This window comes from Kitasatospora sp. NPDC048545, assembly GCF_040651155.1.
Classification (GTDB): Bacteria; Actinomycetota; Actinomycetes; order Streptomycetales; family Streptomycetaceae; genus Kitasatospora.
Genome location: NZ_JBEZIQ010000024.1, coordinates 115,572 through 142,098, shown reverse-complemented (window position 1 = coordinate 142,098; position 26,527 = coordinate 115,572). Strand labels below are relative to the sequence as shown.

The 26,527-nt window shown below is 73.4% G+C and carries 18 protein-coding genes and 1 riboswitch; of the genes, 4 read left to right on the top strand and 14 right to left on the bottom strand.

Features of this window, described 5'->3' with window-relative positions; translation table 11 throughout:
* The first annotated feature begins 124 nt into the window (after positions 1-124).
* Positions 125-2,683: an FtsX-like permease family protein gene (locus tag AB0D10_RS23120; protein ID WP_360259375.1), complete on the top strand. Its 2,559-nt coding sequence runs from the start codon at positions 125-127 to the stop codon at positions 2,681-2,683.
* A gap of 175 nt (positions 2,684-2,858) precedes the next feature.
* Here AB0D10_RS23120 and AB0D10_RS23115 read toward each other — a convergent pair whose 3' ends face one another.
* The 7 genes from AB0D10_RS23115 to AB0D10_RS23085 all read right to left on the bottom strand — a co-directional run bounded on the left by AB0D10_RS23115 (position 2,859) and on the right by AB0D10_RS23085 (position 10,983).
* Positions 2,859-4,226 (bottom strand): NAD(P)/FAD-dependent oxidoreductase, encoded by a 1,368-nt coding sequence (locus AB0D10_RS23115; RefSeq protein WP_360259373.1) that lies wholly within the window; start codon positions 4,224-4,226, stop codon positions 2,859-2,861.
* Between the two features lie 428 nt (positions 4,227-4,654).
* Positions 4,655-5,590, bottom strand: a complete 936-nt coding sequence (locus AB0D10_RS23110; RefSeq protein WP_360259392.1) for a Ppx/GppA phosphatase family protein — start codon at positions 5,588-5,590, stop codon at positions 4,655-4,657.
* Between the two features lie 2 nt (positions 5,591-5,592).
* Positions 5,593-6,291, bottom strand: a complete 699-nt coding sequence (locus AB0D10_RS23105) for a DUF501 domain-containing protein (RefSeq protein WP_360259371.1) — start codon at positions 6,289-6,291, stop codon at positions 5,593-5,595.
* The gene (locus tag AB0D10_RS23100; RefSeq protein ID WP_360259369.1) at positions 6,263-6,742 is read right to left on the bottom strand and encodes a septum formation initiator family protein; all 480 of its coding nucleotides are present in this window, start codon (positions 6,740-6,742) and stop codon (positions 6,263-6,265) included. The genes AB0D10_RS23105 and AB0D10_RS23100 overlap by 29 nt, the downstream gene beginning before the upstream one ends.
* A gap of 118 nt (positions 6,743-6,860) precedes the next feature.
* Positions 6,861-8,147 (bottom strand): phosphopyruvate hydratase, encoded by a 1,287-nt coding sequence (gene eno / locus AB0D10_RS23095; protein WP_218206251.1) that lies wholly within the window; start codon positions 8,145-8,147, stop codon positions 6,861-6,863.
* Between the two features lie 273 nt (positions 8,148-8,420).
* Complete coding sequence (locus AB0D10_RS23090; protein ID WP_360259366.1) at positions 8,421-9,212, bottom strand: transglycosylase family protein; 792 nt, start codon at positions 9,210-9,212, stop codon at positions 8,421-8,423.
* Between the two features lie 5 nt (positions 9,213-9,217).
* Positions 9,218-9,381: riboswitch (cyclic di-AMP (ydaO/yuaA leader) on the bottom strand.
* Positions 9,382-9,624: 243 nt separating this feature from the next.
* The gene (locus tag AB0D10_RS23085; RefSeq protein ID WP_360259364.1) at positions 9,625-10,983 is read right to left on the bottom strand and encodes a cytochrome P450; all 1,359 of its coding nucleotides are present in this window, start codon (positions 10,981-10,983) and stop codon (positions 9,625-9,627) included.
* Positions 10,984-11,249: 266 nt separating this feature from the next.
* Between AB0D10_RS23085 and AB0D10_RS23080 the strand changes: the two genes are divergently transcribed.
* Entirely contained in the window at positions 11,250-11,675 is a 426-nt protein-coding gene (locus AB0D10_RS23080) for an SDR family NAD(P)-dependent oxidoreductase (protein ID WP_360259362.1), read from the top strand.
* An 85-nt stretch (positions 11,676-11,760) separates the two neighbouring features.
* On the opposite strand, the gene AB0D10_RS23075 is transcribed toward AB0D10_RS23080, so the two are convergent.
* The 4 genes from AB0D10_RS23075 to AB0D10_RS23060 form a co-directional block, all read right to left on the bottom strand.
* The gene (locus AB0D10_RS23075; RefSeq protein ID WP_360259360.1) at positions 11,761-12,783 is read right to left on the bottom strand and encodes a MazG family protein; all 1,023 of its coding nucleotides are present in this window, start codon (positions 12,781-12,783) and stop codon (positions 11,761-11,763) included.
* A gap of 574 nt (positions 12,784-13,357) precedes the next feature.
* Positions 13,358-15,025: a serine/threonine-protein kinase gene (locus AB0D10_RS23070; RefSeq protein ID WP_360259358.1), complete on the bottom strand. Its 1,668-nt coding sequence runs from the start codon at positions 15,023-15,025 to the stop codon at positions 13,358-13,360.
* Positions 15,022-15,711 carry a hypothetical protein gene (locus AB0D10_RS23065; RefSeq protein ID WP_360259356.1) on the bottom strand — a complete coding sequence of 230 codons (690 nt, stop codon included), beginning with the start codon at positions 15,709-15,711 and terminating at the stop codon, positions 15,022-15,024. Before AB0D10_RS23065 ends, AB0D10_RS23070 begins: the two co-directional genes overlap by 4 nt.
* 187 nt (positions 15,712-15,898) lie before the next feature.
* Positions 15,899-18,136, bottom strand: a complete 2,238-nt coding sequence (locus AB0D10_RS23060) for an N-6 DNA methylase (protein WP_360259354.1) — start codon at positions 18,134-18,136, stop codon at positions 15,899-15,901.
* Between the two features lie 205 nt (positions 18,137-18,341).
* Between AB0D10_RS23060 and AB0D10_RS23055 the strand changes: the two genes are divergently transcribed.
* Positions 18,342-18,989, top strand: coding sequence for a DUF4352 domain-containing protein (locus AB0D10_RS23055; RefSeq protein ID WP_360259352.1), 648 nt, complete (start codon positions 18,342-18,344; stop codon positions 18,987-18,989).
* A gap of 94 nt (positions 18,990-19,083) precedes the next feature.
* On the opposite strand, the gene mfd is transcribed toward AB0D10_RS23055, so the two are convergent.
* Both mfd and AB0D10_RS23045 read right to left on the bottom strand, forming a co-directional pair.
* Positions 19,084-22,713: a transcription-repair coupling factor gene (mfd, locus tag AB0D10_RS23050; RefSeq protein WP_360259350.1), complete on the bottom strand. Its 3,630-nt coding sequence runs from the start codon at positions 22,711-22,713 to the stop codon at positions 19,084-19,086.
* 615 nt (positions 22,714-23,328) lie between these two features.
* A complete protein-coding gene (locus tag AB0D10_RS23045) occupies positions 23,329-23,613 on the bottom strand; it encodes a beta/gamma crystallin domain-containing protein (protein ID WP_360259348.1) in 285 nt (94 codons plus the stop codon).
* A gap of 469 nt (positions 23,614-24,082) precedes the next feature.
* Here AB0D10_RS23045 and AB0D10_RS23040 point away from each other — a divergent pair, with 469 nt between their 5' ends.
* Entirely contained in the window at positions 24,083-24,802 is a 720-nt protein-coding gene (locus AB0D10_RS23040; RefSeq protein WP_360259346.1) for a hypothetical protein, read from the top strand.
* 45 nt (positions 24,803-24,847) lie between these two features.
* Here AB0D10_RS23040 and AB0D10_RS23035 read toward each other — a convergent pair whose 3' ends face one another.
* Positions 24,848-26,308: a hypothetical protein gene (locus tag AB0D10_RS23035; protein ID WP_360259344.1), complete on the bottom strand. Its 1,461-nt coding sequence runs from the start codon at positions 26,306-26,308 to the stop codon at positions 24,848-24,850.
* Positions 26,309-26,527 lie beyond the last annotated feature (219 nt).

The following is a 26,527-nucleotide window of genomic DNA, read 5'->3' as shown; positions in this document are numbered from 1 at the left end:
CGAACTCCACCACCCCACCGCCGACACCGTCCTGGACCGCATGCGCCGCTTCGACGCCAAGGGCCGCACCAGCTGACGCTCCGACAGCCCGAAGCACGCCCACCGCCCCCTCCCAGGACATCTCATGTATCGCACCGCACTGCGCAACGTGCTGGCCCACAAGGGCCGACTGCTCATGACGGCGCTGGCCGTCATGCTCGGCACCGCCTTCGTGGCCGGAACGATGGTCTTCTCCGACACCTTCGGCAAGGCCATGCGGGACAGCAACTCCAAGAGCTACTCCGACGTGTCGGTCCAGGTCGTGGACCGCGCGGCCGGCTCCGCCGCGAGCGCCAGGCAGAAGAGCGAGAGCGGCCCGGCCACGCTCACCGACGCCACCGTCCAGCAGCTGGCCGCCCTCCCGGGCACCGCCACCGCCCGCGGCGTGGTGAGCGGCTTCACCGGCGTCGCCGACCACAAGGGCAACCTGATAGGCCAGTTCTGGGCCGCCAAGGGCGCCAACTTCGCGCCCGGCCAGGACGGCAGGGACCCGCGCTACCCGATGGCCGAGGGCCAGGGCCCGAAGAACGACAAGGAGATCGCGCTCGACCGCAAGACCGCCGACAAGGCGGGCTACAAGGTCGGCGACACCGTGCGGGTGGCCGCGAACGGCCCGGTGATCGAGGCGAAGCTCACCGGCGTCTTCACCACCGACGACCCGGTGGTGAACACCGGCGGCACGCTCACCCTGTTCGACCGGGCCACCGCCCAGCAGCTGCTCCTGGAGCCCGGCCGCTACAGCGGCATCGTGCTCACCGCCAAGCCCGGCACCTCCGAGGACGCGCTGCTCGCCCAGGCGCAGCCCGCAATGCCGACGGGCCACCAGTTCGACGTCGAGACCGGCGCCAAGCTCAAGGCCGACGAGCAGCAGATGATCACCAAGAGCACCGACAGCATGCGCACCATGCTGCTGGTCTTCGCCGGCATCTCGCTCTTCGTCGGCATCTTCATCATCGCCAACACCTTCACCATGCTGGTCGCCCAGCGCACCAAGGAACTCGCGCTGCTGCGGGCCATCGGCGCCAGCCGCAAGCAGGTCACCCGCTCGGTGCTGGTCGAGGCCCTGGCGATCGGAACAGTCTCGGCGGTGGCCGGACTGGCCGCGGGCGTCGGGATCGGCGCCGGGATGCAGTCCCTGATCGGCAGCCTGAACGAGAACATGCCGAGCGGCGCCCTGGTGATCAAGCCGCTCACCGTGGCGGTGACCCTGGTGGTCGGCGTCGTGGTGACGGTGTTGTCGGCCCTGCTGCCGGCCCTGCGTGCCGCCCGGATCGCCCCGGTGGCCGCGATGAGCAGCGGTGACCAGCCCGCCTCGCAGAAGAGCCTGGTGGTCCGCAACACGATCGGCTCGCTGCTCGCCGCCGGCGGCCTGGCCCTGATCGGCTACGGCGCCTCCACCGGCAACACCGACGGCCGGATGCCGGTCGGCCTGGGCGCATTCCTGGCCCTGATCGGCGTGTTCGTCCTGCTGCCGCTGCTCTCCCGCCCGGTGGTGGCGCTGCTCGGCCCGCTGCTGCGCGGCCTCGGAGGCACGCCGGGGAAGCTGGCCCAGCAGAACGCGGTGCGCAACCCGCGCCGGACCGCCGCCACCGCCGCCGCGCTCACCATCGGCCTGACCCTCGTCAGCGGCCTCACCGTGATCGGCGCCTCCGTCGGCAGCACCATCGACAAGGCCGTCACCAGCTCGATGAAGGCCGACTACGTCGTCTCGACCGCCAACGGCATGGGCCTGTCCGAGCAGGTTCCCGCGCAGATCGCCAAAGCCCCCGGGGTGGCCGCCTCCTCGCCGATGACCGTCGTCTACTGGGAGCTCAACGGCGTCAGCAAGGCGATCACCGGCCTGAACGCGGACACCTTCGACCAGTTCGCCGAGGTCAAGCTGGTCAGCGGCTCCACGGCCGCGCTCGGCAAGGGCCAGCTGCTGGTGGACCAGAACGTCGCCAAGAAGTTCAACCTCACCACCGGCTCCACGATGACCGCGACCTACCCGGACGCGTCCACCGGGACGCTCACCGTCGGTGGTGTGTACGAGACGGGCGGCATGCTCGGCCCGGTCGTCCTGACCAACAGCGAGATCGCCAAGCACGAGCCGAAGCCGCACATCGAGGACGTCCTGGTCAAGGGCAAGGACGGCGCGACCGACACGCTCAAGCAGTCGATCAAGGACGCCACGGGCGCCAACCCGGTGATCGAGGTGAAGTCCAAGCAGGACGTCCGCGACGACTTCAGCCAGACCATCACCTTCGCACTCAACCTGATGTACGGCCTGCTCGGGATGGCGGTCCTGATCGCGATCCTGGGTGTGGTCAACACGCTGGCGATGTCGGTCTTCGAGCGCAAGCGCGAGATCGGGATGCTGCGGGCGATCGGCCTGGACCGCCGGGGCATCAAGCGGATGGTCCGGCTGGAGTCCGTGGTGATCTCGGTCTTCGGCGCCGGCATCGGCCTGGCCCTGGGCTGCTTCATCGCCTGGGCGATCAACGGCACCCTGAAGTCGAGCCTGGCCGGCCTGACCACGGTCCTGCCGTACGGCCAGCTGGCGATGTTCCTGGCGCTGGCCGGGGTGGTCGGCCTGGTGGCCGCGATCTGGCCGGCCCGCCGGGCCGCCGGGCTGGACATCCTGTCGAGCATCAAGACCGACTGACACCGGTCACGCGGAGAGCCCCTGCCGGAGGGTTTCGGCAGGGGCTCTTCTACTGCTGTACTCCGCCCGGTCGCAGTGGCCGGCTGAGCACCACGGAGGTCGTGGTCCGGCAACACTGCCGGGCGGAGGGCCTCCGACTCATACCCCGGTGCTCCCACACCGGGGTCTCAGTCGCTTACTTGCTCGCGAGTTCCTTGTCGGCGACCGGCTTGGCGGCCTCGACGGGCTTGGTGGGCGGGGTGACCTCCTGGATCGGAAGCTGCGGCTTCTCCATCTGGGAGAGGCCGACCATCTCGCGCTTCAGGAACATCGCGAGGGTCCAGTCGGTGAAGACGCGGACCTTGCGGTTGAAGGTCGGCACCATCGCGCCGTGGTACAGGCGGTGGAACCACCAGGCCGGACGGCCCTTCAGCTTGTACTTGCCGAAGAGGATCGCGACGCCCTTGTGCAGGCCGAGACCGGCAACCGCACCGAGGTTCTTGTGCTTGTACTCCTTCTGCGGGAAGCCGCGCATGCCGGAGATGACGTTGTCGCCGAGGACGACGGCCTGACGGCAGGCGTGCTGCGCGTTCGGCGGGCACCAGGCGCCCTCGCCGGCGGCGAGGTCCGGGACCTGGGCGTTGTCGCCGGCGGCCCAGACGTAGTCGAAGCCCTGGACCTGGAGGGTCGGCGCGGTGTCGACGTGGCCGCGCGGGCCCAGCGGCAGGCCGAACTCGGAGAGCACCGGGTTGGGCTTCACGCCGGCCGTCCACACGATGGTGGAGGCGTCCGTCTCCATGCCGTTCTTCAGAACGACGTGGCCGTCGACGCAGGAGTCCATGGAGGTCTCGATGTAGACCTCGATGTTGCGCTCCTCGAGCTTCTCCTTGGTCCACAGACCGAGGTCCGGGCCCATCTCGGGGAGGATGCGGTTGGCGGCCTCGACGACCACGAAGCGCATGTCGTCGCGGCTGACGGTCCGGTACAGCTTGGACGCGTCGCGCGCCATGTCCTCGATCTCGGCGATCGTCTCGATGCCGGCGAAGCCACCGCCGATGACGACGAAGGTCAGGGCCTTGCGGCGGACCTCCTCGTCCGTGGTGGACTCGGCCTTGTCGAGCTGGGCCATGACGTGGTTGCGGAGGCCGATGGCCTCCTCGACCGTCTTCATGCCGATGCCGTTCTCCGCCAGACCCGGGATCGGGAAGGTGCGGGAGACCGAGCCGGTCGCGACGACCAGGTACTCGAAGGGCAGCTCGTAGCTGTCGCCGGCCGCCGGCTGGATGGTGGCGACCTTGCGGGCGTGGTCGACGCCGGTGACGGACCCGGTCAGCACCTCCGCCTGCTTGAGGGCGCTGCGCAGCGGCGCGACGAGGTTGCGGGGCGCGACGTTGCCGCCGGCCGCCTCGGGGAGGAAGGGCAGGTACGTCATGTACGACCGCGGGTCCACGACCGTGACGGTCGCTTCGCCGTAGCGCATCTTCTTGAGGATGCGCATCGCGGCATACAGGCCGACGTAACCACCGCCGACAATGAGGATGCGAGGACGCTCCGTGGTGCTCATATCCGAAAGTATCCAGCACCGTCCGGAGCAGCCTTCGTGAGCCCGGTCACAAGCTCATGGACACCCCGTGCTACACTGCGCGGCCGCAAAACCGGCCCCGGCGCGGGTGCTCACACCCCTCCGCACCCCCCGGTGAACGTGCGCCGGAGCACTACCCTGCTGAGCAGCAACGATCCGCACAGTGCCCGGGTTCCCGCGCGTTATTTCGATTTTCAAACCTCGGGCGAGCCCTGACCTGCGATCCAGCGGGCCCGGCGACCGGGAAGCCTTCGGTCCCACAATTCGGACGTAGCGGGCGAGCAGGTGTGACGAATGACCCTATCGCCATGTGAAGAAATTCACGAACTTTCTCGCACGCACCCGGGCGCGCCCCGGCCCCGGCTCCCCGGAAGGGGCGCCAGGGCCGGTCGGGTAAGCCCCGCAGCGGGTCAGGAGGCGATACCCCAGGCGATCCCGTCCAGGATGTCGTGCTCGCTCACGACCACCTCGGCGGCACCGGTCCGCTCCATGATCTCCAGCAGTTCCAGCGCCCCGGCCGCGATCACGTCCACCCGGCCCGGGTGCATCGACGGGATGGCCGCGCGCTCGGCGTGGGTCGCGGCCAGCAGCTCGCGCGCGATCCCGGCGACGCGCTCCCGGCTGACCCGCGAGTGGTGGATCGCCTCCGAGTCGTAGCCCGGCAGCCCCTGGGCGATCGCGGACACCGTGGTGACCGTCCCGGCCAGGCCCACCAGGGTGGCCGCGCCGGTCAGCGGGACGACCTCCTCGGCCTTGTCCAGCTCAGCCCGCACGTGCGCCCGCGCCAGCGCGATCTGCTCCTCGGAGGGCAGCTCGGCGCCGTCGAAGTGCCGCTCGGTGAGACGCACGCAGCCGATGTCCACCGAGCGGGCCGCCTGCACGTCGTCCGTGCCGAGCACGAACTCGGTCGAACCGCCGCCGAGGTCGAAGACCAGGTACGGGGCCGGGAACCGGCCGCCGGTCAACTCCTTGGTGGCGCCCAGGAAGGACAGTCGCGCCTCCTCCTCGCCGCTCACCACCTCGGGCTCGACGCCCAGGACGTCGCGCACGCCCTTGACGTACTCGTCGCTGTTCTCCGCGTCCCGGGAGGCGCTGGTGGCGACGAAGCGGACCCGCTCCGGGCCGACGCCGAAGCCGGAGATGATCTCCTGGTACTCCCGGCAGGCCGCGAAGGTGCGGGCCAGCGCGTCCGGGTGCAGCCGGCCGGTCCGGTCCACGCCCTGGCCCAGCCGGTTGACGATCATCCGGCGGTCGAGGTCGGTGATCTCCCCGGTCTCCGGGTCCAGGTCGGCAACCAGCAGCCGGATCGAGTTGGTGCCGCAGTCGATCGCGGCCACCCGGGTCATGGTCACCGCGACTCCTGCTGCCCGTCGGCGTCCGCGGCCGTCGCGTCCTGCCCGGCGTCCTCCGCGGCGCGCTTCCTGGCGGCGCGCTCGGCGGTCTTCTGCTGCTTGGCGGCGATCACCGCCTCGTGGTCCTGGTCCTTGGCGCGGTTGCGGCCGACCCGCTCACCGGCGGCCTGCACCTCGGCCGGGGAGACGCACGGGCCCTTGGCCCACCAGGCCTCCAGCATGCCGATCGCCTCGTCGCCGAGCGGGTTGACGCCCTCTCCGGCCGCCAGCGAGTGGCCGACCAGCACGTGCAGGCACTTCACCCGGTCCGGCATGCCGCCGGCGCTCGGGAAGCCCTCCAGCACCTCGATCGCGTCGCGCCGGGCGATGTAGTCCTCGTGCGCCGCCTGGTAGGCCGCGGCCAGCTCCGGATCCTCGGCGAGCCGGGCGGTCTGGTCCTTCATCACGCCGTCCGCCTCCAGGGTGCCGATCAGCGAGGCGGCCTTGGGGCAGGTCAGGTAGTACAGCGTCGGGAACGGCGTGCCGTCCGGCAGCCGGGGTGCCGTCTCCACGACGTCCGGGTTCCCGCAGGGGCAGCGGTGCGCCACGCCGCGCAGGCCGCGCGGCACCCGGCCGAGCTGGGCGGCGATCGCCGCGACGTCGGCGTCGGAGACGGTGGGGTGGTTCTCAGTGGTCATGGGGGGAGGTGTCTCCAACGGAGGACGGCGGGAGCGGAAGGGGGGTGGAGGGGGCCGACGCGGCGGTGTCGGCGGCGTCGACCGAGTCCCAGATGCTGGCGTACCAGGGCTTGGCGGCGTTCGCCTGACCGGCTGCCGCGCCGGTGGCCGGGGCGCCGGCGGAGGAGGAGGGCTTGGCGGAGGTCTGGCCGGCCGGGTCGACCGCGATGTACGGGGTCTCCCCCGGCACCGCGTAGTGCAGCCGGGCGCGCGCCTGCGCCTTGACGTACTCCGGGTCCTGCCAGCGGGCCTTGTCCCGGCGCAGCTGCTCGACCTGCTGGCGCGCGTGGTCGGCCTTCGCCCGCTGGGCGGAGATCTCGGCGCGCTGGGAGATGAACTGCCGCGTCGGGTAGGCGAGGATCGCCACCAGCGAGCAGAGCACCAGGACGAGGACGGTCGCCCGGCTCGTGAACCGAGGCCGGGCCGCCAAGCCCGGGATCCTCCATCCTGCCATCTCCCGTATCCCCTCCTGGTCGCGACGGTGCCCCGCCGTCCACCCTACGGGGTGAACGGCGGGGCACCGGTCAGGCGTGCGCTGGCGCGGGTGCTCAGCCCTCGTGCTTGAAGCGCGGGAAGGCGCCGCGGCCGGCGTACTCGGCGGCGTCGTCGAGGATCTCCTCGATGCGCAGCAGCTGGTTGTACTTGGCGACGCGCTCGGAGCGGGCCGGGGCACCGGTCTTGATCTGGCCGCAGTTGGTGGCGACGGCCAGGTCGGCGATGGTGACGTCCTCGGTCTCGCCGGAGCGGTGCGACATCATGCAGCGGTAGCCGTTGCGCTGGGCCAGCTCGACGGCGTCCAGGGTCTCGGTCAGCGAACCGATCTGGTTCACCTTCACCAGCAGCGCATTGGCGGTGCCGGTCTCGATGCCCTTGGCCAGGCGGGCCGGGTTGGTGACGAACAGGTCGTCGCCGACCAGCTGGACCTTGTCGCCCAGCTTGACGGTCATGGCCTTCCAGCCGTCCCAGTCCGACTCGTCCAGCGGGTCCTCGATGGAGACCAGCGGGTAGGCGGCGACCAGCTCGGCGTAGTACTCGATGAGCTCGGCGGCCGACAGGGCCTTGCCCTCGAACTGGTAGGCGCCGTCCTTGTAGAACTCGGAGGCGGCGACGTCCAGGGCCAGCGCGATGTCGCGGCCGGGCACGTAGCCGGCCTTCTGGATGGCCTCGGTGATCAGGTCCAGGGCCTCGCGGTTGCTGTCCAGGTTCGGCGCGAAGCCGCCCTCGTCGCCGAGGCCGGTGGACAGGCCGCGCTCCTTCAGCACGCCCTTGAGGGTGTGGTAGACCTCGACGCCCCAGCGGACGGCCTCGGAGAAGGACTCCGCGCCGATCGGGGCGATCATGAACTCCTGGATGTCGACGTTGGAGTCCGCGTGCGAGCCGCCGTTGAGGATGTTCATCATCGGGACCGGCAGGACGTGCGCGTTCGGGCCGCCCAGGTAGCGGAACAGCGGCAGGTCGCTGGCCTCGGAGGCGGCGTGCGCCACGGCCAGCGAGACGCCCAGGATGGCGTTCGCGCCGAGCGAGGACTTGTCCGGGGTGGCGTCCAGGTCCAGCATGGCCTGGTCGATCAGGCGCTGCTCGGTGGCGTCGTAGCCGACCAGCTCCGGGCCGATCTGCTCGATGACGGCCAGGACGGCCTTCTCCACGCCCTTGCCGAAGTAGCGGTTCTTGTCACCGTCGCGCAGCTCCAGCGCCTCGAAGGCACCGGTGGAGGCACCCGAGGGGACAGCGGCACGACCCGTGCTGCCGTCGTCGAGGCCGACCTCGACCTCGACCGTGGGGTTGCCGCGGGAGTCGAGGATCTCACGGGCTACGACGACATCGATGGACGGCACGAGGCATCTCCTTGCGGAAGCAGGGTCCAACTGACGGTGGCGCTGTCAGCGGGACGATTGCGGAGTCGTTACGGACCAGAGCCTAACCGCCCGGGCTCCCGGGACCACGTCGGCCTCGGTCCCGTCTCAGCGTGTGGCCCCACTACCCACCGGTAGTTCACCTGCTTGTCCCAGCTTGTCCCACCGGACCGGGCGAATGCGGACGAAGGGGGCCGGCGGTGCCGACCCCCCTCTTCGCACCCCGGCACCGGGCCGGTGCCGGTGCGGACGGGCTCAGCCGAGGTGCAGGACCTGGCCGGGCATGATCAGGTCCGGGTCGCCGCCGACCGTGCCGCGGTTGCCGTCGTAGAGCGCGTGCCAGCCACCGGACACGCCCTGGGCGGTGGCGATCGACGACAGGGTGTCACCGGAGCGGACGGTGTAGTCGTGGCCGGTCTGCGCGGCCGGGGCCGGCTGGGCCGCGTGCTTGGGGGCGTACTGCTGCGCCGACTGGTCGACGGGCTTCTCGGCCCGGTCGGGCGCGGCGTGCTTCGGGGCCTGCTTCTGCGCGGGCTTCTCGACCGGCTTCTGCGCGGGCGTCTGCACCGGCTTCTCGACCGGCTTCTGGGCCTGGCGCTTGGGCGTCTGCTGCTGCGGGGCGGACTGGGGCTTGGCGTCCGAGGAGGTGTCGACGGACGCCGGGGCGCCGCCCTTGCTCAGGCCGGCCTTGACGGAGCAGACCGGCCAGGCGCCCGGGCCCTGCGCGGCGAGCACCTTCTCGGCGACCGAGATCTGCTGCCCCTTGCTGGCCTGGTTGGCCTGCGGCGCGTAGGCGGTGCCGCCGTACGCCTTCCACGTGCTGGAGGTGAACTGCAGGCCGCCGTAGAAGCCGTTGCCGGTGTTGATGCCCCAGTTGCCGCCGCTCTCGCACTGGGCGACGGCGTCCCAGGTGGAGGCGGGGGCGGCGGAGGCGCCGGTGGCGGTGAGGAGCGGCATCGCGAGTCCGACGCCGGCCACACCGGCGACGGCGATGGCCTTCTCGGTCTGAGTGCGACGACGGTGGCGGCCAGATCCAACGAACAGCATGAGGAGGTCCCTCTCCGCACGCCTGCGAGGTGAGCTGTCGGGTTCGGACCGGGAGGTGGCCCGGCCGCCGTGCGCGGACGATTCCGCTCGGGCGGCTTCACCCCAAGCCGTGGGGACGGCAACAAACCTGGTTCCCCCGCCCCTGCCCAGGGTCTGGTCGGTTTCCCGTGGCGCGGCGGGCAGGATTCGGCGTTCCGCGCACGAGGTCCGCAGCTGCGAACTCCAGGGAGACTAGACAGATCCTCAGACCGATCACAAGCTCATATCACCGATATCACACAGAAATTACGGCACGTGTCCGATCGCCTACCAACGGCGCCGCCATGTCTGGATTGATGGCCGTTCACACCCCGCCGGAAGGGCGTCGGGCGACGCTCCGCCAGTGCATCGCCCGCCGTTTCGTCACCTTGTGTCAGTTTGTCGGAGACGCGTAAGGGGAGTGCGGAGGCGTGTGCGGGGCGCGGCTCTCCGGACTGAATTCGACCGGGAGTTCCCGCAGTCCACGCATGATCAGGCCACCGCGCCACCGCAGATTCTCCGGACTTTCCGCGAGTTGCAGATCCGGCAGCCGGGAAAGCAGCGTCGCCAGCGCGGCACGCCCCTCCAGACGGGCCAGCGGAGCGCCGATGCAGTAGTGGATGCCGTGCCCGAACCCCAGGTGGGGATTGTCCTTCCGGGCCAGGTCCAGGGTGTTCTCGTCCGAGAACCGGGCCGGATCGCGGTCCGCGGCGGCCAGCACCACCAACACCGGATCACCCACCGGGATGTCCACCCCGCCGATGGTCAGCGGGCGCGTCGCGAACCGCCAGGTCGCCAGCTCCACCGGCCCGTCGTAGCGCAGGAGTTCCTCGATCCCCGTCTCCAGCAGCGCGCTCTCCCCGCGCGCCACCGACTCCTGCAGCGACCGGCGCTGCTCCGGGTTGCGCAGCAGCGCGTACGTCCCGTTGCCGATGAGGTTCACGGTCGTCTCGAAGCCCGCGAAGAGGAGGATGAAGGCCATCGCCGCGGCCTCGTTCTCGGTCAGGTGCTCACCGTGGTCGCTCGCCCGGATCAGACCCGAGATCAGGTCGTCCCCGAGGTCCGCCCGCTTGCGGTGGATCAGCTCCAGCAGGTACGCCCGCATCCGCTTCACCGCCCGGCCCACGCCGCCGCGTTGACCACCCCCGTGCCGGATCATCATCCCCGCCCAGTCGCGGAAGTCGTCCTGGTCCTCGGCCGGCACGCCCAGCATGTCGCAGATCGCGTAGATGGGGAGCGGGAAGGCGAACTCGTGGATCAGGTCCGCCGAACCGCGCTGCGCGAAGCCGTCGATCAGCCGGTCGGTGAGCTGCTGCACCCGCGGCTCGAACTCGGCCACCCGGCGCGGGGTGAACGCCTTCGACACCAGTCGGCGCAGCCGGGTGTGGTCCGGCGGGTCGATGTTCAGCAGGTGCGTCATCAGGTCCGCCTGCCGCTCCCCCGGGATGCCCACCCGGCCGGTGCGGTGCGCCTGCTCGCTGTGGTGCGCCGGGTTCTTCGACAACCGGCCGTCCGCGAGCGCCTGCCGGGCGTCCGCGTACCTCGTCACCAGCCAGGCCTCGACACCGCTCGGCAGCGTCGTGCGGTACACCGGGGCGTGCTCGCGCAGCCACGCGTAGGCGGGGTACGGGTCGGCGGCGAACTCCCAGGTGAACAGCTGCGGAGCGGCGGCGTCGGGCCGCACTCCCGCGGGCCGGGCGGGGTCGTCGGACGGCACTGCGGCGGACCGGGCGGAGTCGGGCTGAGCTGGCATGGGACGACCGTATCCGGTGGGTGCGCGCCCCCTTCCGCCGACGGCGCGCGACTCCCCCGACAACGGCGTGCGACGGGCGCGCCAACGCTCCGTGGACGACCCGTGGACGGTCCGTGGACAGCTCTTGGAAAGCTCTTGGCCGGACGGCGGGCGTGAGCCTGGTCACCTGAGGGGTAATCCCTGTTGCGGAGGGTCAGGAACTGCCTACGATCCTCCGCAGTACGCGTGGGCGCCGGTGCGGTGTCGCCCACAGGGAGGAGCAGGCCATGCGGGTCAGCGGGTCAGTCGTCGTCATCGCGGTACTCGACGGCGGGTCGGGCGCCGACCTCGCCCGCCGGTTCGCCGCGGCCGGCGCCGCCGGAATGCTGATCGCCGACCAGCACGTCGGCATCGCCGAGGACCTCGCCGCCGAACTCGACCGGACGGGCTGCCCCGTCGTCGGCGTGTCCGGCGACATCCGCCGCCCCAGCGACGTCGCCGCCCTCGTCGACACCGCCGAGAAGCACCTCGGACCGATCGACCTCTTCGCCGTCGCGGGCCCGGACGGCGAGCGCATCGTCTCCCTCGCCGACCTGCCCGACCACCTCGACCTGGAACGGCTCGCCGAACTCGTCGTCCTCGTCGGCGAGGCCATCGGGGAACTCGTCCCGCCGCAGCGGCACCCGGTCGAGACCGCCGCCCGGGCGGCCTGAGCACCCGGGGCCCAGCCCGGGCCCCCGGCCTCCGCCCGGCCCCGCCCGTCCGGCCTGTGCCCCGCCCTCCGGCAGGGCCGGAGCCCTACTCCGGCTTGAGGCCCTCGGCCGCGCGCACCGCGTCCCGGTACCCGCGCGCGGCCGAGCGCAGCGCCGCGTCCACGTCCACCCCTGCGTCGTGCGCCCGCTGCGCCACCGCCAGCAGCAGCCCGCCCGCCGACTCCGCGGTCAGCGCGTCCGGCAGCTCGTACGGCTCGTCCGGAACCCCCGTGAAGCCCGCCCGGCGCACCCGGGACACCAGCTTCGCCGCGTACGCCAGCGACGGCAGCCCGGCCGGCACACCGTCCAGCACCGACTCGCGGTCCGCCTTCTCCGCCGCCTTCAGCTGCTCCCAGTTCGCCTCCACCTCGGCGGCGCCACCGGCCTCGACGTCACCGAACACGTGCGGATGCCGGTACATCAGCTTCTCGACGATGTCACCGGCCACGTCGTCGACGGTGAACGGCTCCGTCGGGTGCTCCTCCGCGATCCGGGAGTGGAAGAACACCTGGAGCAGCACGTCGCCCAGTTCCTCGCGCAGCGTGTCCCGGTCCCCCTCCTCGATCGCCTCGACCAGCTCGTACGCCTCCTCGACCAGGTACTTCACCAGGCTCTCGTGCGTCTGCTCGGCGTCCCACGGGCAACCGCCCGGCGAGCGCAACCGGTCCATCACCGTCACCAGGTCCAGCAGCCGCGACCCCGGAAGGTCGTACGAACCCGGCAGCACCTCGATCTCCGGCACCTCACCCGCCCGCTCCACCGCCAGCCGCGCCAGCGCGTCGGTCAGCCCCGGATCCCCGTCCGGGCCGCCCAGCCACACCGTCGCCCCGGCCCCGGCCGGCTGCCCGGTCAGCAACCGCGCCAGCGCGGGCACCGACCCGGCCGGCGCCACCTCCACCGCGACCCCGGCCTGCCGCACCGCGGCCACCTGCGGATGCCCGTCGTCCCCCACCAGCACCCGCCCCGCCGACCGCAGCGCCTCCCACGCCGGCCACGCCAGCAAACCGGGAGCCACCCGGTGGGTGGTGGTCAGCAGAATCAACTTGGCGCCCGGAGCATTCGTCGTCACACTCCGAACCTACCCGCCCGCCACCACCCACCACGGCCGTCACCCCACCCTCCCCGACAGCCTCGGACAGGCCGCCCCGACGGCCTCGCCCGGCACGGGGACCCGCCGGCCGGGCCGACGTCCCATTCCCGAGCGCCACCGCCCGGGCCGGGGCACGCGCCGGAAGCGCCCGGTGCACCTGCCCGGCATCACCACCGCGGGCCGGGCCGAAGGCCTTGGCAGACCGGCATCCCCACACGGGCGGGACGTCGACCCCGCCGACTTCCTGCGCTCCCGGCGCCCGGCGCCCGGCACGCTCCACGAGGGCCGGCAGGCCGGCACAGCGCTCGGGGGTACGAAGGAGTACCGCCCCGCCCGTCTCCCCGCACGCCCGGGGTCGGCCCCACCGATGTCCCGCTCCCGAGCGCCTCCGCCCGGTCCCAGGGGCCCCTGCGGAGGAGAAGGCCCCCGGGGGATCGGCCCGCTCTCCGGCGGCGGGGCACTCGGCGACGGGTACGGAGGCCGCACCGGACGTCGGATCCGCCGACTTCCCGCTCCGGGCTCCGGGCTCCGGGCGCGGGCCGCGGGCCGCGGGTCAGCGGGGGGACGGGGGCCAGGGGGTGGGGTGGTGGGGGTGGAGGGTGGAGAGGGATTCGCGCAGGCGGCGGACGGTGGGGTGGTGGGGGCCGTCGCGGCGTTCGCGTTCGAGCAGCAGGGGAAGCAGCCACTGCCAGGCGTTCTGGGGGTCGCCGGTGGCGGCGAGGTGGAGGCCGATGCGCTCGCGGAGGTCGTAGCTGCGCTCGGGGTCGGTGTCGAGGCCGGATTCGAGGCGGGCCGTGTGGGCGACGAGGAGGGCCTGGTACTCGGCGAGGGCGTCGGCGCCGTGGCCGAGCCGGGCGAGGCAGATGGCGGCGCGGTAGCGGTGGTCGAGGCCTTGGGGGCCGTGCGGGCCGCCGTCGGCGGTGGCGGCGAGGCGGCGGTACTCGACGAGGGCCTGCTGGGGGTGGCCCTCGTGGAGGAGGGTGCGGGCATGGATGGTGCGGATGGTGCGCACCAGGGGTGCGGCGTCGCCGAGTTCGGCTTCGGCGCGGGGCAGCAGGTGGGCGGCGAGGCCGAGCACCTCGGTGTGGTGGCCGGCGTCCACGAGGTCGGAGAGGCGGGCGCACTGGGCACCCAGGTCGGGGAGCGACGGCGGTGGCGTGGTGGGTGCGGGCGGGACCGCAGGAGCGGCCGGGACGGGCGTGCGCAGGAAGGGGCGCGGCTCCGAGCGGACCGGCGGCACGGCCTCGGCGGCAGCCGCGGCAGCGGGCTGCGGCTGGTGCGGGAAGCGGTACGGCCGTACCGGGTCGGGCAGCGGCGCGTAGCGGGGTTGCGGGGTGCCTGCGGCCGGGGGCAGCAGCGGGAGCAGCCGCCCGTACACGGTCTGGGCGTCGGCGGGGCGGTCGGCGGGGCGCTTGGCGAGGAGGTCGAGGACGAGCCGTTCCAGCGACTGCGGCACGTCGGGGCGCAACTCCCGGAGGGGGACGGGTGGTTCGTCGACGTGTCGGCGCAGGACACCGAGCGCGGTGGGTGCCCGGAACGGTTCCTCGCCGGCGAGCATCTCGTGCAGCAGGCAGCCGAGCGCGTAGAGGTCACTGCGGGGGTCGGTGGTCGCGGCGAGGGCCTGTTCGGGGGCCATGTAGGAGGGGCTGCCGACGGGGACGCCGGTGAGGGTGAGGCGGGTGGCCTCGGTGTCGAGGGCGGTGGCGATGCCGAGGTCGAGCAGGACGGTGCGGCCGTCCTCGCGGACCATGACGTTGCTGGGTTTGAGGTCGCGGTGGACCACCGGGATGGCATGGACGGCGCTCAGCGCGGTGCAGAGCTGGGCGGCGACGGCGACGGCGCGTTCGACGGGGAAGGGCGCGTCCTCGGCGATGAGGTCGGCCAGGCTGACGCCCGGGATGCGCTGCATGACGAGGTAGAGCTCGCCCTCGTCCTCTCCGGCGTCGAAGACGGTGACCAGGCCGGGGTGGTCGAGCGCGGCCGTGACCCGGCACTCGCGCAGGAAGCGGCGGCTCAACTCGTCGCCGTGCCGGTTCCGTCCACCGGCGGGACCGCTGCCCGGACCGGTGCCGCCGGGGAGCAGGTGCTCGGGGCGGAGCAGCTTGACCGCGACGGGGCGGTGGAGCCGCTCGTCCTGGGCCGCCCAGACCTGGCCCATGCCGCCGTGCCCGATCTTCTCGGTGAGCCGGTAGCGGCCGGCGATCAGCCGGGTGACGGTCACGGCCGGTCCTCGCGGGCCTGCCGGCGCAGCAGGTCGCCGAGTTCGCGCAGGTCGTGGGCGGTGCCGGGGGCCGGGGTGGCGGGCGCGGCGGGAGCCGGGGGTGCGGTGGGCGTGGTCGGAGCGGGCCCGCCGGCCGGTACGGGGACCCCGTACCCGGGCGCGGTCGCCGCGTAGGGCGAGGCACTCGGCCCGGCGTACGGCGAGGCGGTCGGCGCCGGGTAGGGCGACGGGTACGGCGCCTGCGGTTCGGGCCGCCGGCCGGCTTCCCAGACCGCACGGCGGTCCATCAGCAGGAAGTGTGCCGTCGGCGTCAGCCACAGCACGGCCAGGGTGATCTGGCCGGTGACGTCGGCGGTCGGGTCCTTGAGGGAGCCCGAGATGCCGGCGGAGACGATCATCGTCAGCAGCAGGGCGCAGAACACCACCGCGCCGAGGACGTCGTACGCCCGTCTGCGCCGGACCGCGAGCAGCAGCGAAGGGATCGCACCGAGCAGGCCGAACGTCAGCAGCGGGGCCGCCGCGCACGCCACCCGCGCGGGCGTCCCGAACCGGCCGGGTATCGACGCCGCCCCGACCGCCGCCCCCGGCACCGCACTCGGCGCGGGCACCGCCCCCGGCATCCCGCCCGGCCGGTACGGAGTGCCGCCGGGCGGCGGCCCGAACTGCCCGGGGTACTGCCCTGACATGCGCGCTCCTGAGCTGGTGACGGCCGGCACCGGTGGCGGTGCGAACGGTTCAGCACACCGTACCGCCCGGTCCGGTCGGCCCGGAGGCCTTCCGTCCGCCCGGTGCCGCATCGGTATCGCCCCGGTACCGCCCCGCTACTGAGCCGCCGTCACCCTTCCCGGGGAGGGCTGCTGAGCGCGCGTCACCTCAGTCGACGGGCGGTGCCAGGGTGCCCGTCGCCAACGCGTCCGTCGCGCCCTGGACGAGGGTGCGCCCGAGGGCGGCGGCCCGGCCGAGGGCCGTGTCGAAGGCGGCGAGGCGGGCGAAGGCGGTGCCGAGCCGCTGCTGGGCGGGGAGCGGGAGCCGGGGCAGTTCGACGCGGCGGATGTCGAGCCGGGCGGTGGTGGTGGCGTGGCTGGCGGCGCGCCGGGTGCCCACGGCGGAACGGAAGTGGCCGGCCAGGAACTCGGGGTCGAGGGCGGCCGGGTCGGGTCGCAGCAGGTGGAGCTGGCGGCCGAGGGCGACGCCGACCAGCGGGCCCTCGGCGGGGACGACGCGGGCGGTGCCGCCGCCGAGGGCGGGGACGAGGACGTCGCCGGGCCGGGTGCGGACGTCCCCGGCGGGGCCGGTTCCGCCGGCGAGGACGGCGCTGGGCTCGGCACCGGTGGCGAGGTCCTGGTCCGTGACCACGGGGACGACCTCCCCACCGCCGCCCGCACTGCCCGTACCGGTACCCGCGCCGCCCGCACCCGCCGCTCCGGCGGCACCCGCACCCGTCCCGGCCGGGCGGGTGGCGGCGCCGGTCCCGGAGGAGTACACCTCCAGCGCGCCGCCGCGGACCAGTTCGCCGATGGTGACCACACCGGTGGACGCAGCACCGGCACCGGCTGCAGCACCGGCCCCGGCACCGGCTGCGGCGACCGGCTGCGGCAGCAGCGTGGCGGGGTCGGCCAGGTCGGCGAGGAGTTCGGCCAACCGGCTGCCGAGGTGGGAGAGTTCGGCCGCGCCACCGAGCGGGGCGGCGGGCGGGACGTGCCGGGCCGGCGAGAGGTCGGTCTCGTCGTCGAGCAGATCGATGGCGGCCACCGCCCGGTGGACGCCGGGGCGGTCGGCCGGGACCGGCAGCCCCTCGCGGGCCGACAGGTCGAAGCCCCGCCAAGCGCCCAGGACGGTGCGGCGCAGCTCGGGCCAGTCGACCTTGCCCCGGCCACCCTCGGGGGCCGGCGCCCCCGCGGCCCCGGCCGGGGGTGCCGATCCGGCGTCGAGCAGCAGCACCTGGCGGAAGTCGTCCCCCGGCTTCGGCGCACGCAACACCCACAGGTGCAGCGGGACGCCGTACGGCGGGGCGGCGCCGGCGGGCAGCGCGATGACGGCGCGCAGCGCGCCGGAGCGGAGCAGTTCGGCGCGGATGCGGCGGCCGGAGCGCCGGGCGGCGACGGTCGGCGGGAGCAGCAGGGCGGTCAGTCCGCCAGGGCGGGTGTGGGCGAGGCAGTGCAGCACCCAGGCGAGTTCGGACTCGCCTCGCGGTGGCACGAGACCGCCGGGCCAGCGGGCGTCGAACTGCAACTCGTCGTGGCCCCAGTCCCGTTCGTTGTACGGGGGCTGGCAGAGCACGGCCTCGAAGGTGTCGCCGGGGTAGCCGTCGGCCCGCAGGGCGTCGCCGGTGCGCAGGTCGAGCGGGAGCGGGCCGGGCTCGCCGGCGGGTGTGTGCAGGGCGAGCCGGAGCCGGGCGAGGGCGGCGGCGACCGGGTCGGCGTCCTGGCCGTAGCGGCCGGTGGTCGGCGGGTGGGCGAGCAGGACCGAGCCGAGGCCGACGGCCGGGTCGAGCACGGTGGCGGGGACGCCGGCGACGGCGGCGAGCAGTTCGGCGGCCTCCGGCGGGGTGGGGCTGAGCAGACGGGTGTTGGCCTCGGCGTGACGGGTGAGCAGTTGCTCGTACGCGCCGGCCGGGCCGGCGTCGGCGGCGAGCGCGGCGAGCAGCCGGGCGAGGTCCAGCTGGGTGCTGCCGAGCAGACCGGGGAGGCCGAGGAGGTGGGCGCCGTCCGGACCGAAGGCGTGAACGGTGATGTCGGCCACGGCCCGGGGCAGCGCGAGGGCGAGCCGGGTGTCGGGCTGGCCGGCGAGTTCGGCCCAGCGCTGGGGCGCGCGGTGGAGCAGCAGGAGCAGGGCGCCCGCCTCGACGAGCGGGGCGGCGGGGTGACCGGCCGGGTCGCGGAGGGTGTCGACGAGCTGCCAGGCCCGTTCCAGCAGCGGGAGTTCGGCGATCTTGCCCTGGGCGCGCAGCCAGGAGTCGACGTCGGCGAGCGCGAAGGTCGGACTGGCGTCGGTCCCGCCGACCGGGCGGGGGAAGTCGGGGTGGCGGCGGCGCCAGTTGCTGACCGCGGCGCGGCCGACGCCGGCCAGCCGGGCGATCTCGACGGCGGTCACTTCGGGGCGGTCCGGCACGGGGGCTCCTTCGGTGGGGGTGGCCGCGCGGCGGGGTCGGCTGTGACCACACAGCATAGCGACGCACCTTTCGATCCGAGTTCACATGTGAACGGAGCTCTTTTGTGAAATCTCGTTGACAGAGTTCACGCTCGGGTGGTGTGATCTCTCCGTCGCCACCGAACGGGGGCGGCGCAGGGAAACCACCGATCACCGGGAGACACCCATGTCCGCGAACGCCCGCCGCTCCACCACCCGTCGCACCGCCGCGCTGCTGCTGGGCGCCGCACTGGTGACGCTCTCCGCGACGGCCTGCAACTCCACCGGCGGTTCCTCCGTCTCGACGGAGGCGAAGCAGACCACGGCCGCGGCCGGCTCCGACGCCGCCAAGCCGGCCGGGGGCGCACCGGACGCGGCCGCGCCGGCCGGAGGCAAGCCCGCCGACGCCGCCAAGGCCCCCGCCAAGGTCGGCGACACCATCGCGCTCAAGGGCAACGACCCGGCCGACACCGCCGACGTGACGCTGGTGAAGGTGGTCGACAACCCCGACGGCGCGGACGAGTACACCCACCCGGCCGACGGCAAGCGCTTCGTCGCGGTCCAGTTCCGGATCAAGGCGAGCGGCAAGAAGGCCTACAGCGACGCCCCGGGCAACAGCGCCAAGGTGGTGGACGCCCAGGGCCAGGCCTTCGGCACGACGATCGCGGACACCAAGGCCGGCCCGAGCTTCCAGGTGCCCGCCAACATCGCCCCCGGCGAGACCGCCCTCGGCTTCGTCACCTTCGAGGTGCCGAAGGACGCCAAGCTCGACAAGGCCCAGTTCGGCCTGGACAGCGGCTTCGCCCCGCAGACCGGCCAGTGGAAGCTCGGCTGACGGCCCTGTTCACAGCCGTCGCCGTCAGTGCCCGAACGCAGAACGGCGGCCCCGGGCCGAAGCCCGAGACCGCCGTGCACCGCCCCTGCGGGCGCTACTTCTTCGCCCCCGCCAGGTCGTCGAACATGGCCGACAGGAACTCCGTGCACCAGCCGAGCAGTTCCCGGCCGACCAGCGGCTTGCCGCCGATCCGCCCGGTGCTCGGACGCGGCACCAGGAGTTGCTGGGCCGCCGCCTTGACCTGGCTGCGCGGGTAGAGCCGGTTCAGCCGCAGCTGCTGGGACTCCCGCAGTTCCACCGGCCCGAAGCGGACGTTGGAGCCCTGCAGGGTGATGTCCGAGATGCCGCACCGCCGGGCGTACAGCCGCAGCGCCGCGACCAGCAGCAGGTTCTCCACCGGCTCGGGCAGCTTGCCGTAGCGGTCGACGAGTTCGTCCCGGACCTGCGTGATGTCCGCTTCCGAGTTGACCGCCGCGATCGAGCGGTACGCCTGCAGCCGCAGCCGCTCGCCGGGTGCGTAGTCGTGCGGCACGTGGGCGTCGACCGGCAGCTCGATCTTGACCTCCAGCGGCTCCTCCTCCGGCTCCCCGCCGCCGGCCAGCGACTCGCGGAACTCGGCCACCGCCTCGCCGACCATCCGCATGTAGAGGTCGAAGCCGACGCCCGCGATGTGCCCGGACTGTTCGCCGCCGAGCAGGTTGCCGGCGCCGCGGATCTCCAGGTCCTTCATGGCGACGTACATGCCGGCGCCCATCTCGGTGTGCTGGGCGATGGTCGCGAGGCGCTCGTGCGCCGTCTCGGTGAGCGGCTTCTCCGGCGGGTACAGCATGTAGGCGTAGCCGCGTTCGCGGCCACGGCCGACACGGCCGCGCAGCTGGTGCAGCTGGGAGAGGCCGAAGGTGTCGCCGCGCTCGACGATCAGGGTGTTGGCGTTGGAGATGTCGATGCCGGACTCCACGATCGTGGTCGACACCAGGACGTCGAACTCCTTCTCCCAGAAGTCGACGACGACCTTCTCCAGCTGGGTCTCCCCCATCTGCCCGTGCGCGGTGGCGATCCGCGCCTCGGGCACGAGGTCCTTCAGCCGGGCGGCGGCCTTGTCGATCGACTCGACCCGGTTGTGGATGTAGAAGACCTGTCCCTCGCGCAGGAGTTCGCGCCGGATCGCGGCCGAGATCTGCTTCTCGTCGTACGGTCCGACGAAGGTCAGCACCGGGTGCCGCTCCTCCGGCGGGGTGGTGATGGTGGACATCTCGCGGATGCCGGTGACCGCCATCTCCAGGGTGCGCGGGATCGGCGTCGCGGACATGGTGAGCACGTCCACGTTGGCGCGCAGCTTCTTCAGCTGCTCCTTGTGCTCGACGCCGAACCGCTGCTCCTCGTCGACGATGACCAGGCCGAGGTCCTTGAACCGGGTCTCGGAGGAGAACAGCCGGTGGGTGCCGATGACGACGTCCACCGAGCCCTCGAACAGGCCCTCCAGAACGGCCTTGGCCTCGCTGTCGGTCTGGAAGCGGGAGAGCGCCTTCACCGTCACCGGGAAGTTGGCGTACCGCTCGGCGAAGGTCGAGAAGTGCTGCTGCACCAGCAGCGTGGTCGGCACCAGCACCGCCACCTGCTTGCCGTCCTGCACCGCCTTGAAGGCGGCCCGCACGGCGATCTCGGTCTTGCCGTAGCCGACGTCGCCGCAGATCAGCCGGTCCATCGGAACGGACTTCTCCATGTCGGACTTGACCTCGGCGATGGTGGTCAGCTGGTCCGGCGTCTCCGCGTACGGGAAGGCGTCCTCCAGTTCGCGCTGCCAGGGGGTGTCCGGGCCGAAGGTGTGGCCGGGGGCGGCCATCCGCGCCGAGTACAGCCTGATCAGGTCGGCGGCGATCTCCTTGACCGCCTTCTTGGCCCGCTGCTTGGTCTTCGCCCAGTCCGCGCCGCCGAGCCGGTGCAGCGTCGGGGCCTCGCCGCCGACGTACTTGGTGACCTGGTCGAGCTGGTCGGTCGGCACGAACAGCCGGTCGCCGGGGTGGCCACGCTTGGCCGGGGCGTACTCCAGCACCAGGTACTCGCGGGTGGCGCCCTGGACGGTGCGCTGCACCATCTCGACGTACTTGCCGACACCGTGCGCCTCGTGGACGACGTAGTCGCCGGCGACGAGCGCCAGCGGGTCGATCGCGTTGCGGCGGCGCGAGGGCATCCGGCGCATGTCCTTGGTGGAGGACTTCTGGCCGGACAGGTCGGTCTCGGTGATGACCGTGAGCTTCAGGTCCTCGTCCACGAAGCCGTGCTCGATCGAGCCGCAGGAGACGTGGACGACGTCCCGGGTGGGTGCCTCGGCGAGGTCGGCGACCAGGCGGGCCGGGATGCCCTCGTTGCCCAGTACCTCGGCCAGCCGCGAGGCCGGGCCGTGGCCCTCGGTCACCATGACGACCCGCCAGTCGGCGGCCAGCCGCTCCTTGGCGTCGGCGATCGCCCGGGCGGTGTCGCCGCGGTAGGCCTCGACGGCGTGCATGCCGAGGGTGAGCGTGTTGGCGTCGAACTCCAGGATGCCGTCGACGGTCGACTCGCTGGTCGCGAACGGGCTGACGGACCACCAGGGCAGTCCGATCTCGGCGGCGTGCTCGCGCACCTCGGCGAGCGAGCGCAGCGAGGCCGCGGAGACGTCGATCGTCTCCAGGTCGATCGGCCGGTCCCCGCCCGCCGCGGCCGCGACCCAGGAGGCGTGCAGGAACTCCTGGCTGGTCGCCACCAGGTCGGCGGCGCGGGTGCGGACCCGCTCGGGGTCGCAGACCACCGCGACCGAGCCGAGCGGCAGCACGTCGACCAGCAGCTCCATGTCGTCCACCAGCACCGGCGCCAGCGACTCCATGCCCTCGACCGCGATGCCCTCGGCGATCTTGTCCAGGATCTCGGCCAGCCCCGGGTGTTCGACGGACAGTTCGGCGGCCCGCGCCCGCACCTCGTCCGTGAGCAGCAGTTCGCGGCAGGGCGGCGCCCACAGGCCGTGCTCGGCGATCTCCAGCGAGCGCTGGTCGGCGACCTTGAAGTACCGGACCTCCTCGACGTCGTCGCCCCAGAACTCCACCCGCAGCGGGTGTTCCTCGGTCGGCGGGAAGACGTCCAGGATGCCGCCGCGGACGGCGAACTCACCGCGCTTCTCGACCAGTTCGACACGCGCGTAGGCGGCCGCGGCGAGCCGGCGGGCCACCTCCTCCAGGTCGTGCGACTCGCCCCGCCCGACGGCCACCGGCTCCAGCTCGGCCAGCCCCTTGACCTGCGGCTGCAGCACCGAGCGGACCGGGGCGACGACCACCTGGACCGGCCCGGCCGCCGGGTCGTCCGCCCGCGGGTGCACGATCCGGCGCAGCACGGCGAGCCGACGGCCGACGGTGTCCGAGCGGGGCGACAGCCGCTCGTGCGGCAGCGTCTCCCAGGCCGGGAACTCGGCGACGGCGTCGGCGGGCAGCAGCGAGCGCAGCGAGGCGGCCAGGTCCTCGGCCTCCCGGCCGGTCGCGGTGACGGCCAGCACCGGCCGGCCCCGCTCTCCGGCGGCCTGCCCGGCGAGCGCCCGGGCCAGTGCGGCGATGGCGAACGGCCGGGCGGCGGGCGGTCCGACCAGGTCCAGGTGGCGGCGTCCGCCGGCCGCGGCTCCGGTGGCGGTGGCCGCCTCGATCGCCTCGGCGAGCGCCGCGTCCCGCGCGACGACATCGAGCAGTCCGGTCAGGCTCATCTGGGGTCTCTTCTTCGTCCCGTGGATGGAGCTGCCCCCGGGCGGCGAAGGCCCGCCAGGGCAACGCGAACGGCCCGGCGCGCCGAGCGGCCGGGGGTCTCCAGCCTACGCCGCGGCGCCGACACGCACGCGGCGCACGGCGTCGGCGGGGCCGGGCGGGGACGAACCGCCGGTCGCGCCGCCGCGCCGGCGGCCCCCGGGGGACGTCCGGACCCGGACAACCGGCGGGGACACGACCGGGGACGAACCACTGGACGGAACACCGGACCGGCCGGTGGACGAACCGACCGCGGACGGCGCCGGACCGCGCACAGCCATCCGCCACGAACTGGACATACTCCTGTCACTGGCCGTCCATGGAGATCGCGCACCATGGTGAACGTGCCCGCCGCACCCAACCGTGGGGGATGGCTGCAGCGGCACTGGCGCACCCCCGATGGGGGTCGGAGGTGCGAGGCCGGGCGACCCTGGGTGGGGGCGCCCGCCCAAGCGCCGGGAACCGTGGCGCCCTTTCCTGGAGGGCGCCACGGGTCTCGGCCTACTTCCGTTTCCCGCGCGCCTGCCCGCCCCGGACGTCCGCACCCGTCCGGTCTGCGCTCCCGGCCCGGCCGGGGGCTACCAGCGGGACAGGTTGACGTCGTACATCATCACCTCGTGCCCCTGGTTGGCGTTGAAGTCGTAGCGGTCCCAGGTGAAGACGGTCCAGGAGCCGAGGCCGCCGCCCAGGTAGGTGACGACCTTGTTGTTGCCGGCGTCGATCCGGTCGACGTTGTAGACGCGCACGGCCATCCAGCCGTCGTTCGCGAAGCAGAGCTGCCCGCTGTAGCCGTAGTTGTACACCTTCGCGAAATCGTCCCGGCCTCCGCAGTCGACCCGGTTCACGGCGTGCGCCGGGGACACCGGGAGCAGTGTCGCGGCGGCGGCCGCGAGAAGCACCAGGGAGCCCGGCCCGCGGACCTTCGCATTTCTGTTCCGAAGGCCGGTCCGAGGATTCGTGCGGCGAATCATGTAACCCCTCCAACGGTGGCGGTTGCGACTCCAGAGATTCGCACGGCCGGGCAGCACCGGACAGCCGCTTTCCGGCCAAGCCAGGCCCCGCGGACCACCTCGGGAATCGATCGGGGAGCAATCGGGAATGCATGGCAGCGACATGCGCCAGGGTCGCGGCACGCTTGCCGCGCTTGATGATCGGAGCAGATGCTTGCCACGTCCGGCCCAATTCGGGCGATTCACCGCCATTGCCCTCACGGCTGTTCTGCCGGTTCTGTCCGCAGCCTGTTCGGGAAGCTCCGGAAAGACGTCCGCCGATTCCGCGCCGACACCACCGGAGATCGTTTCGCCGACCGCCCCGGAATCCGGTCGCGGCGGAATGACCGGACTCCCGCTGTCCGCTTACCGGGCCGACGACCGGAGCGCCGTGAAGGAGATCCGGGCACGCAATGCGCTGGTCGTCTCGTGCATGCACCGGGCCGGATTCGCCGCGTTCACCGGGGACGGGCTGCAGCCCGTTCAGCCGCCGGACAACGCGACCGCACTGCCGGCCGGCCCCTGGGGCTACCTCGGGACACAGGCCGCCGCCACCCTCGGCTTCCACCCGCCGAAGCGGCCGCTCCCCCGCCCGGACACCGCCCCCGCAGGCTCCGGCGATGCCTACGACGCCACCCGGGTCGACTGCGACCGGCAGGCGGCGGAGCGGCTCGGCTCGCCGCCCGCGACCGGCGCCGACCTGGTCTCCCGGCTGTTCGACGAATCCACCGCGGCCACCGCCGGCGACGCCCGGGTGGTCGCCGCCACCGCGCGGTGGGGCGCCTGCATGGCCTCCGCCGGCTTCCCCGCCACCGCCCCGGAGGAGCTTCCGCGGCAGTACCGGGCCGCTCCGGAGCCGACCCCGACCGAGCTGGCCGCCGCCCGGGCCGACGCGGGCTGCACCACGACGAGCGACCTGGCCGCCGTCTGGTTCGCCGCGCTGACCGGCTACCAGCGTCAGCTGATCGACCGCAACGCGCAGGCCCTGACCGCCCAGCAGGAGGCGGTCAGGGCCCAGGACGCGAAGCTCACCCGGCTGCTCGCCGGCGAGGTGGACGGGTAGCTCCGGGCGCGCTCCCGGCCGGGGCCGTGGCGGCGGAGCGGGGCGTCAACGGCGGCGGTAGCTCACGGTGTTGGGGGTCGCGTAGCCACTGCCGTCGTCCACGATGATGATCTTCGGGATGATCCGGGTCTCGTCCCCCGGCTCCTGCTCGACGCCGATGCCGGCCCCGGTCTCGACGGCCTCGACGACCTCGCCGTCCGTACCGCCGTCGCCGTCGGCCCGGGCGGCCGTCGCCGCGGGCGGCGAGGCCGGCTTGGGCGGGGCTGCGACCGGAGCGACCGGTCCGGTCACCACGGAGTCCTCGGCGGACGCCCGGGCGGCGCCGCCGCCGACCACCGGAGACCGCAACGCCCCGGCCGCCCCCTCCTTCGCCGGGGCCGGCGCGGCAGCGGACGCGGCGCCCGCCGCCCGCGACGCGCCCGCGACCTTCTCGGAGGCCTTCCGCAGGTCCGCCACCGGGATCTCCCCGGTGTCCGCCTCCGAGTCCACCGGCACCGGGCCGTCGCCCCGATCCGCATCCGCGTCCGCGTCCACCGGAGCCGAGGCCCGGAGCGGAACCGCCGGCGGGACCACGTCCGAGGGCACCCCGGCCACGACCGCGCGCGGGAACGCCGCCCCGGGCTCGATCTGGCCGACCGCCGCCCCGGTGAGCGAGGCCAGCGTGGCCTTGATGTGGTCCAGGTGCTGCTGCACCGTCTCCAGCCGGGTGTCGAACTCGCGCTGCTCGCGCTCGCTCTCCGCGTTGATCTTCTCGGCCTCCCGGCGGGCCTGCTCGACCAGCTGGTCGGCCTTGGCCTGGGCGTCCGTCTCCTGCTGCTTGATCCGGTTCAGCACGGTCTCCCGGTGCTGCTCCGCCTCCTTGACCCGGCGCTCGGCGGTCGAGGAGACCTCGGCGTCCTCGGCGTCGGCCTCGGCCTGGGCCGCGGCGAAGGTCTCGTCGGCCTTGCGGCGCCGGTCGGCCAGCTCGGCCTCGGCGAGTTCGCTGGCCTCGGCCGCGGCGACCCGCACCTTGGCGGCGTAGGCGGTGGCGGTGTCCCGGGCGGAACGGCTCTCCCGGTCGGCCTCGGCGCGGATGCCCTCGGCCTCCGCCCGGGTGCGCTCGTCGGTGCGGCGGGCGGCGGCGTCGGCCTCGGTACGGGTGGTGGCGCCGTACTCCTTGGCCTCCCGGTCGAGCGTCTGCCCGGCCTCGTAGACCTCGTCCCGCAGGTCCTCGGCGAAGCGCTCGGCCTTGTCGCGGACGGCGCGCGCCTCGTTCCCGGCCATCACGGCCAGTCCGGCGGCCTGCTCGCTGAGTACCTCGTAGTCGGGCTCCGGCGCCTCCTCGGCGGCCCGGCGGATGTCCTCCAGCCGGGCCTCCATCTGCCGGATCCCGGCGCCCAGCACGCTCAACCGCTCCCATGCCTCGTCTCGCTGGGCGGTGAGCGCCGAAAGGGCTCGCTCGACCTGCTCGGGCGCGTAGCCGCGCCGGGCCTGGGTGAAGCCGTGCTGGGGGACGGCGTCGCTCATGGGCTCTTCCCCTCGTTCGCGGGCTGCGGAGCCCATGATCGGACGGAACGGCCGGATCCGGAACCGGTTCGGAGCCGGGGGCCGGATTCGGTCGTCGTACGGACCGGAATACGTCGAGGACCGGACGAGTAGACCCATCCTCTTGACCTATTTTGCGCAGATCCGGGCAAAACCCCAACGAGGCACAGCCACGGCAGTACGCCGGAGGGGCCGCCCCGG

Bases quoted from the DNA above. Each gene is read 5' to 3' on its own strand.
- AB0D10_RS23115 (WP_360259373.1), bottom strand. From the start codon at position 4,226: ATGAGCACCACGGAGCGTCCTCGCATCCTCATTGTCGGCGGTGGTTAC.
- AB0D10_RS23110 (WP_360259392.1), bottom strand. From the start codon at position 5,590: ATGACCCGGGTGGCCGCGATCGACTGCGGCACCAACTCGATCCGGCTG.
- AB0D10_RS23085 (WP_360259364.1), bottom strand. From the start codon at position 10,983: ATGCCAGCTCAGCCCGACTCCGCCCGGTCCGCCGCAGTGCCGTCCGAC.
- AB0D10_RS23055 (WP_360259352.1), top strand. From the start codon at position 18,342: ATGTCCGCGAACGCCCGCCGCTCCACCACCCGTCGCACCGCCGCGCTG.
- AB0D10_RS23120 (WP_360259375.1), top strand. From the start codon at position 125: ATGTATCGCACCGCACTGCGCAACGTGCTGGCCCACAAGGGCCGACTG.
- AB0D10_RS23065 (WP_360259356.1), bottom strand. From the start codon at position 15,711: ATGTCAGGGCAGTACCCCGGGCAGTTCGGGCCGCCGCCCGGCGGCACT.
- AB0D10_RS23040 (WP_360259346.1), top strand. From the start codon at position 24,083: ATGACCGGACTCCCGCTGTCCGCTTACCGGGCCGACGACCGGAGCGCC.
- mfd (WP_360259350.1), bottom strand. From the start codon at position 22,713: ATGAGCCTGACCGGACTGCTCGATGTCGTCGCGCGGGACGCGGCGCTC.
- AB0D10_RS23035 (WP_360259344.1), bottom strand. From the start codon at position 26,308: ATGAGCGACGCCGTCCCCCAGCACGGCTTCACCCAGGCCCGGCGCGGC.
- AB0D10_RS23090 (WP_360259366.1), bottom strand. From the start codon at position 9,212: ATGCTGTTCGTTGGATCTGGCCGCCACCGTCGTCGCACTCAGACCGAG.
- AB0D10_RS23080 (WP_360259362.1), top strand. From the start codon at position 11,250: ATGCGGGTCAGCGGGTCAGTCGTCGTCATCGCGGTACTCGACGGCGGG.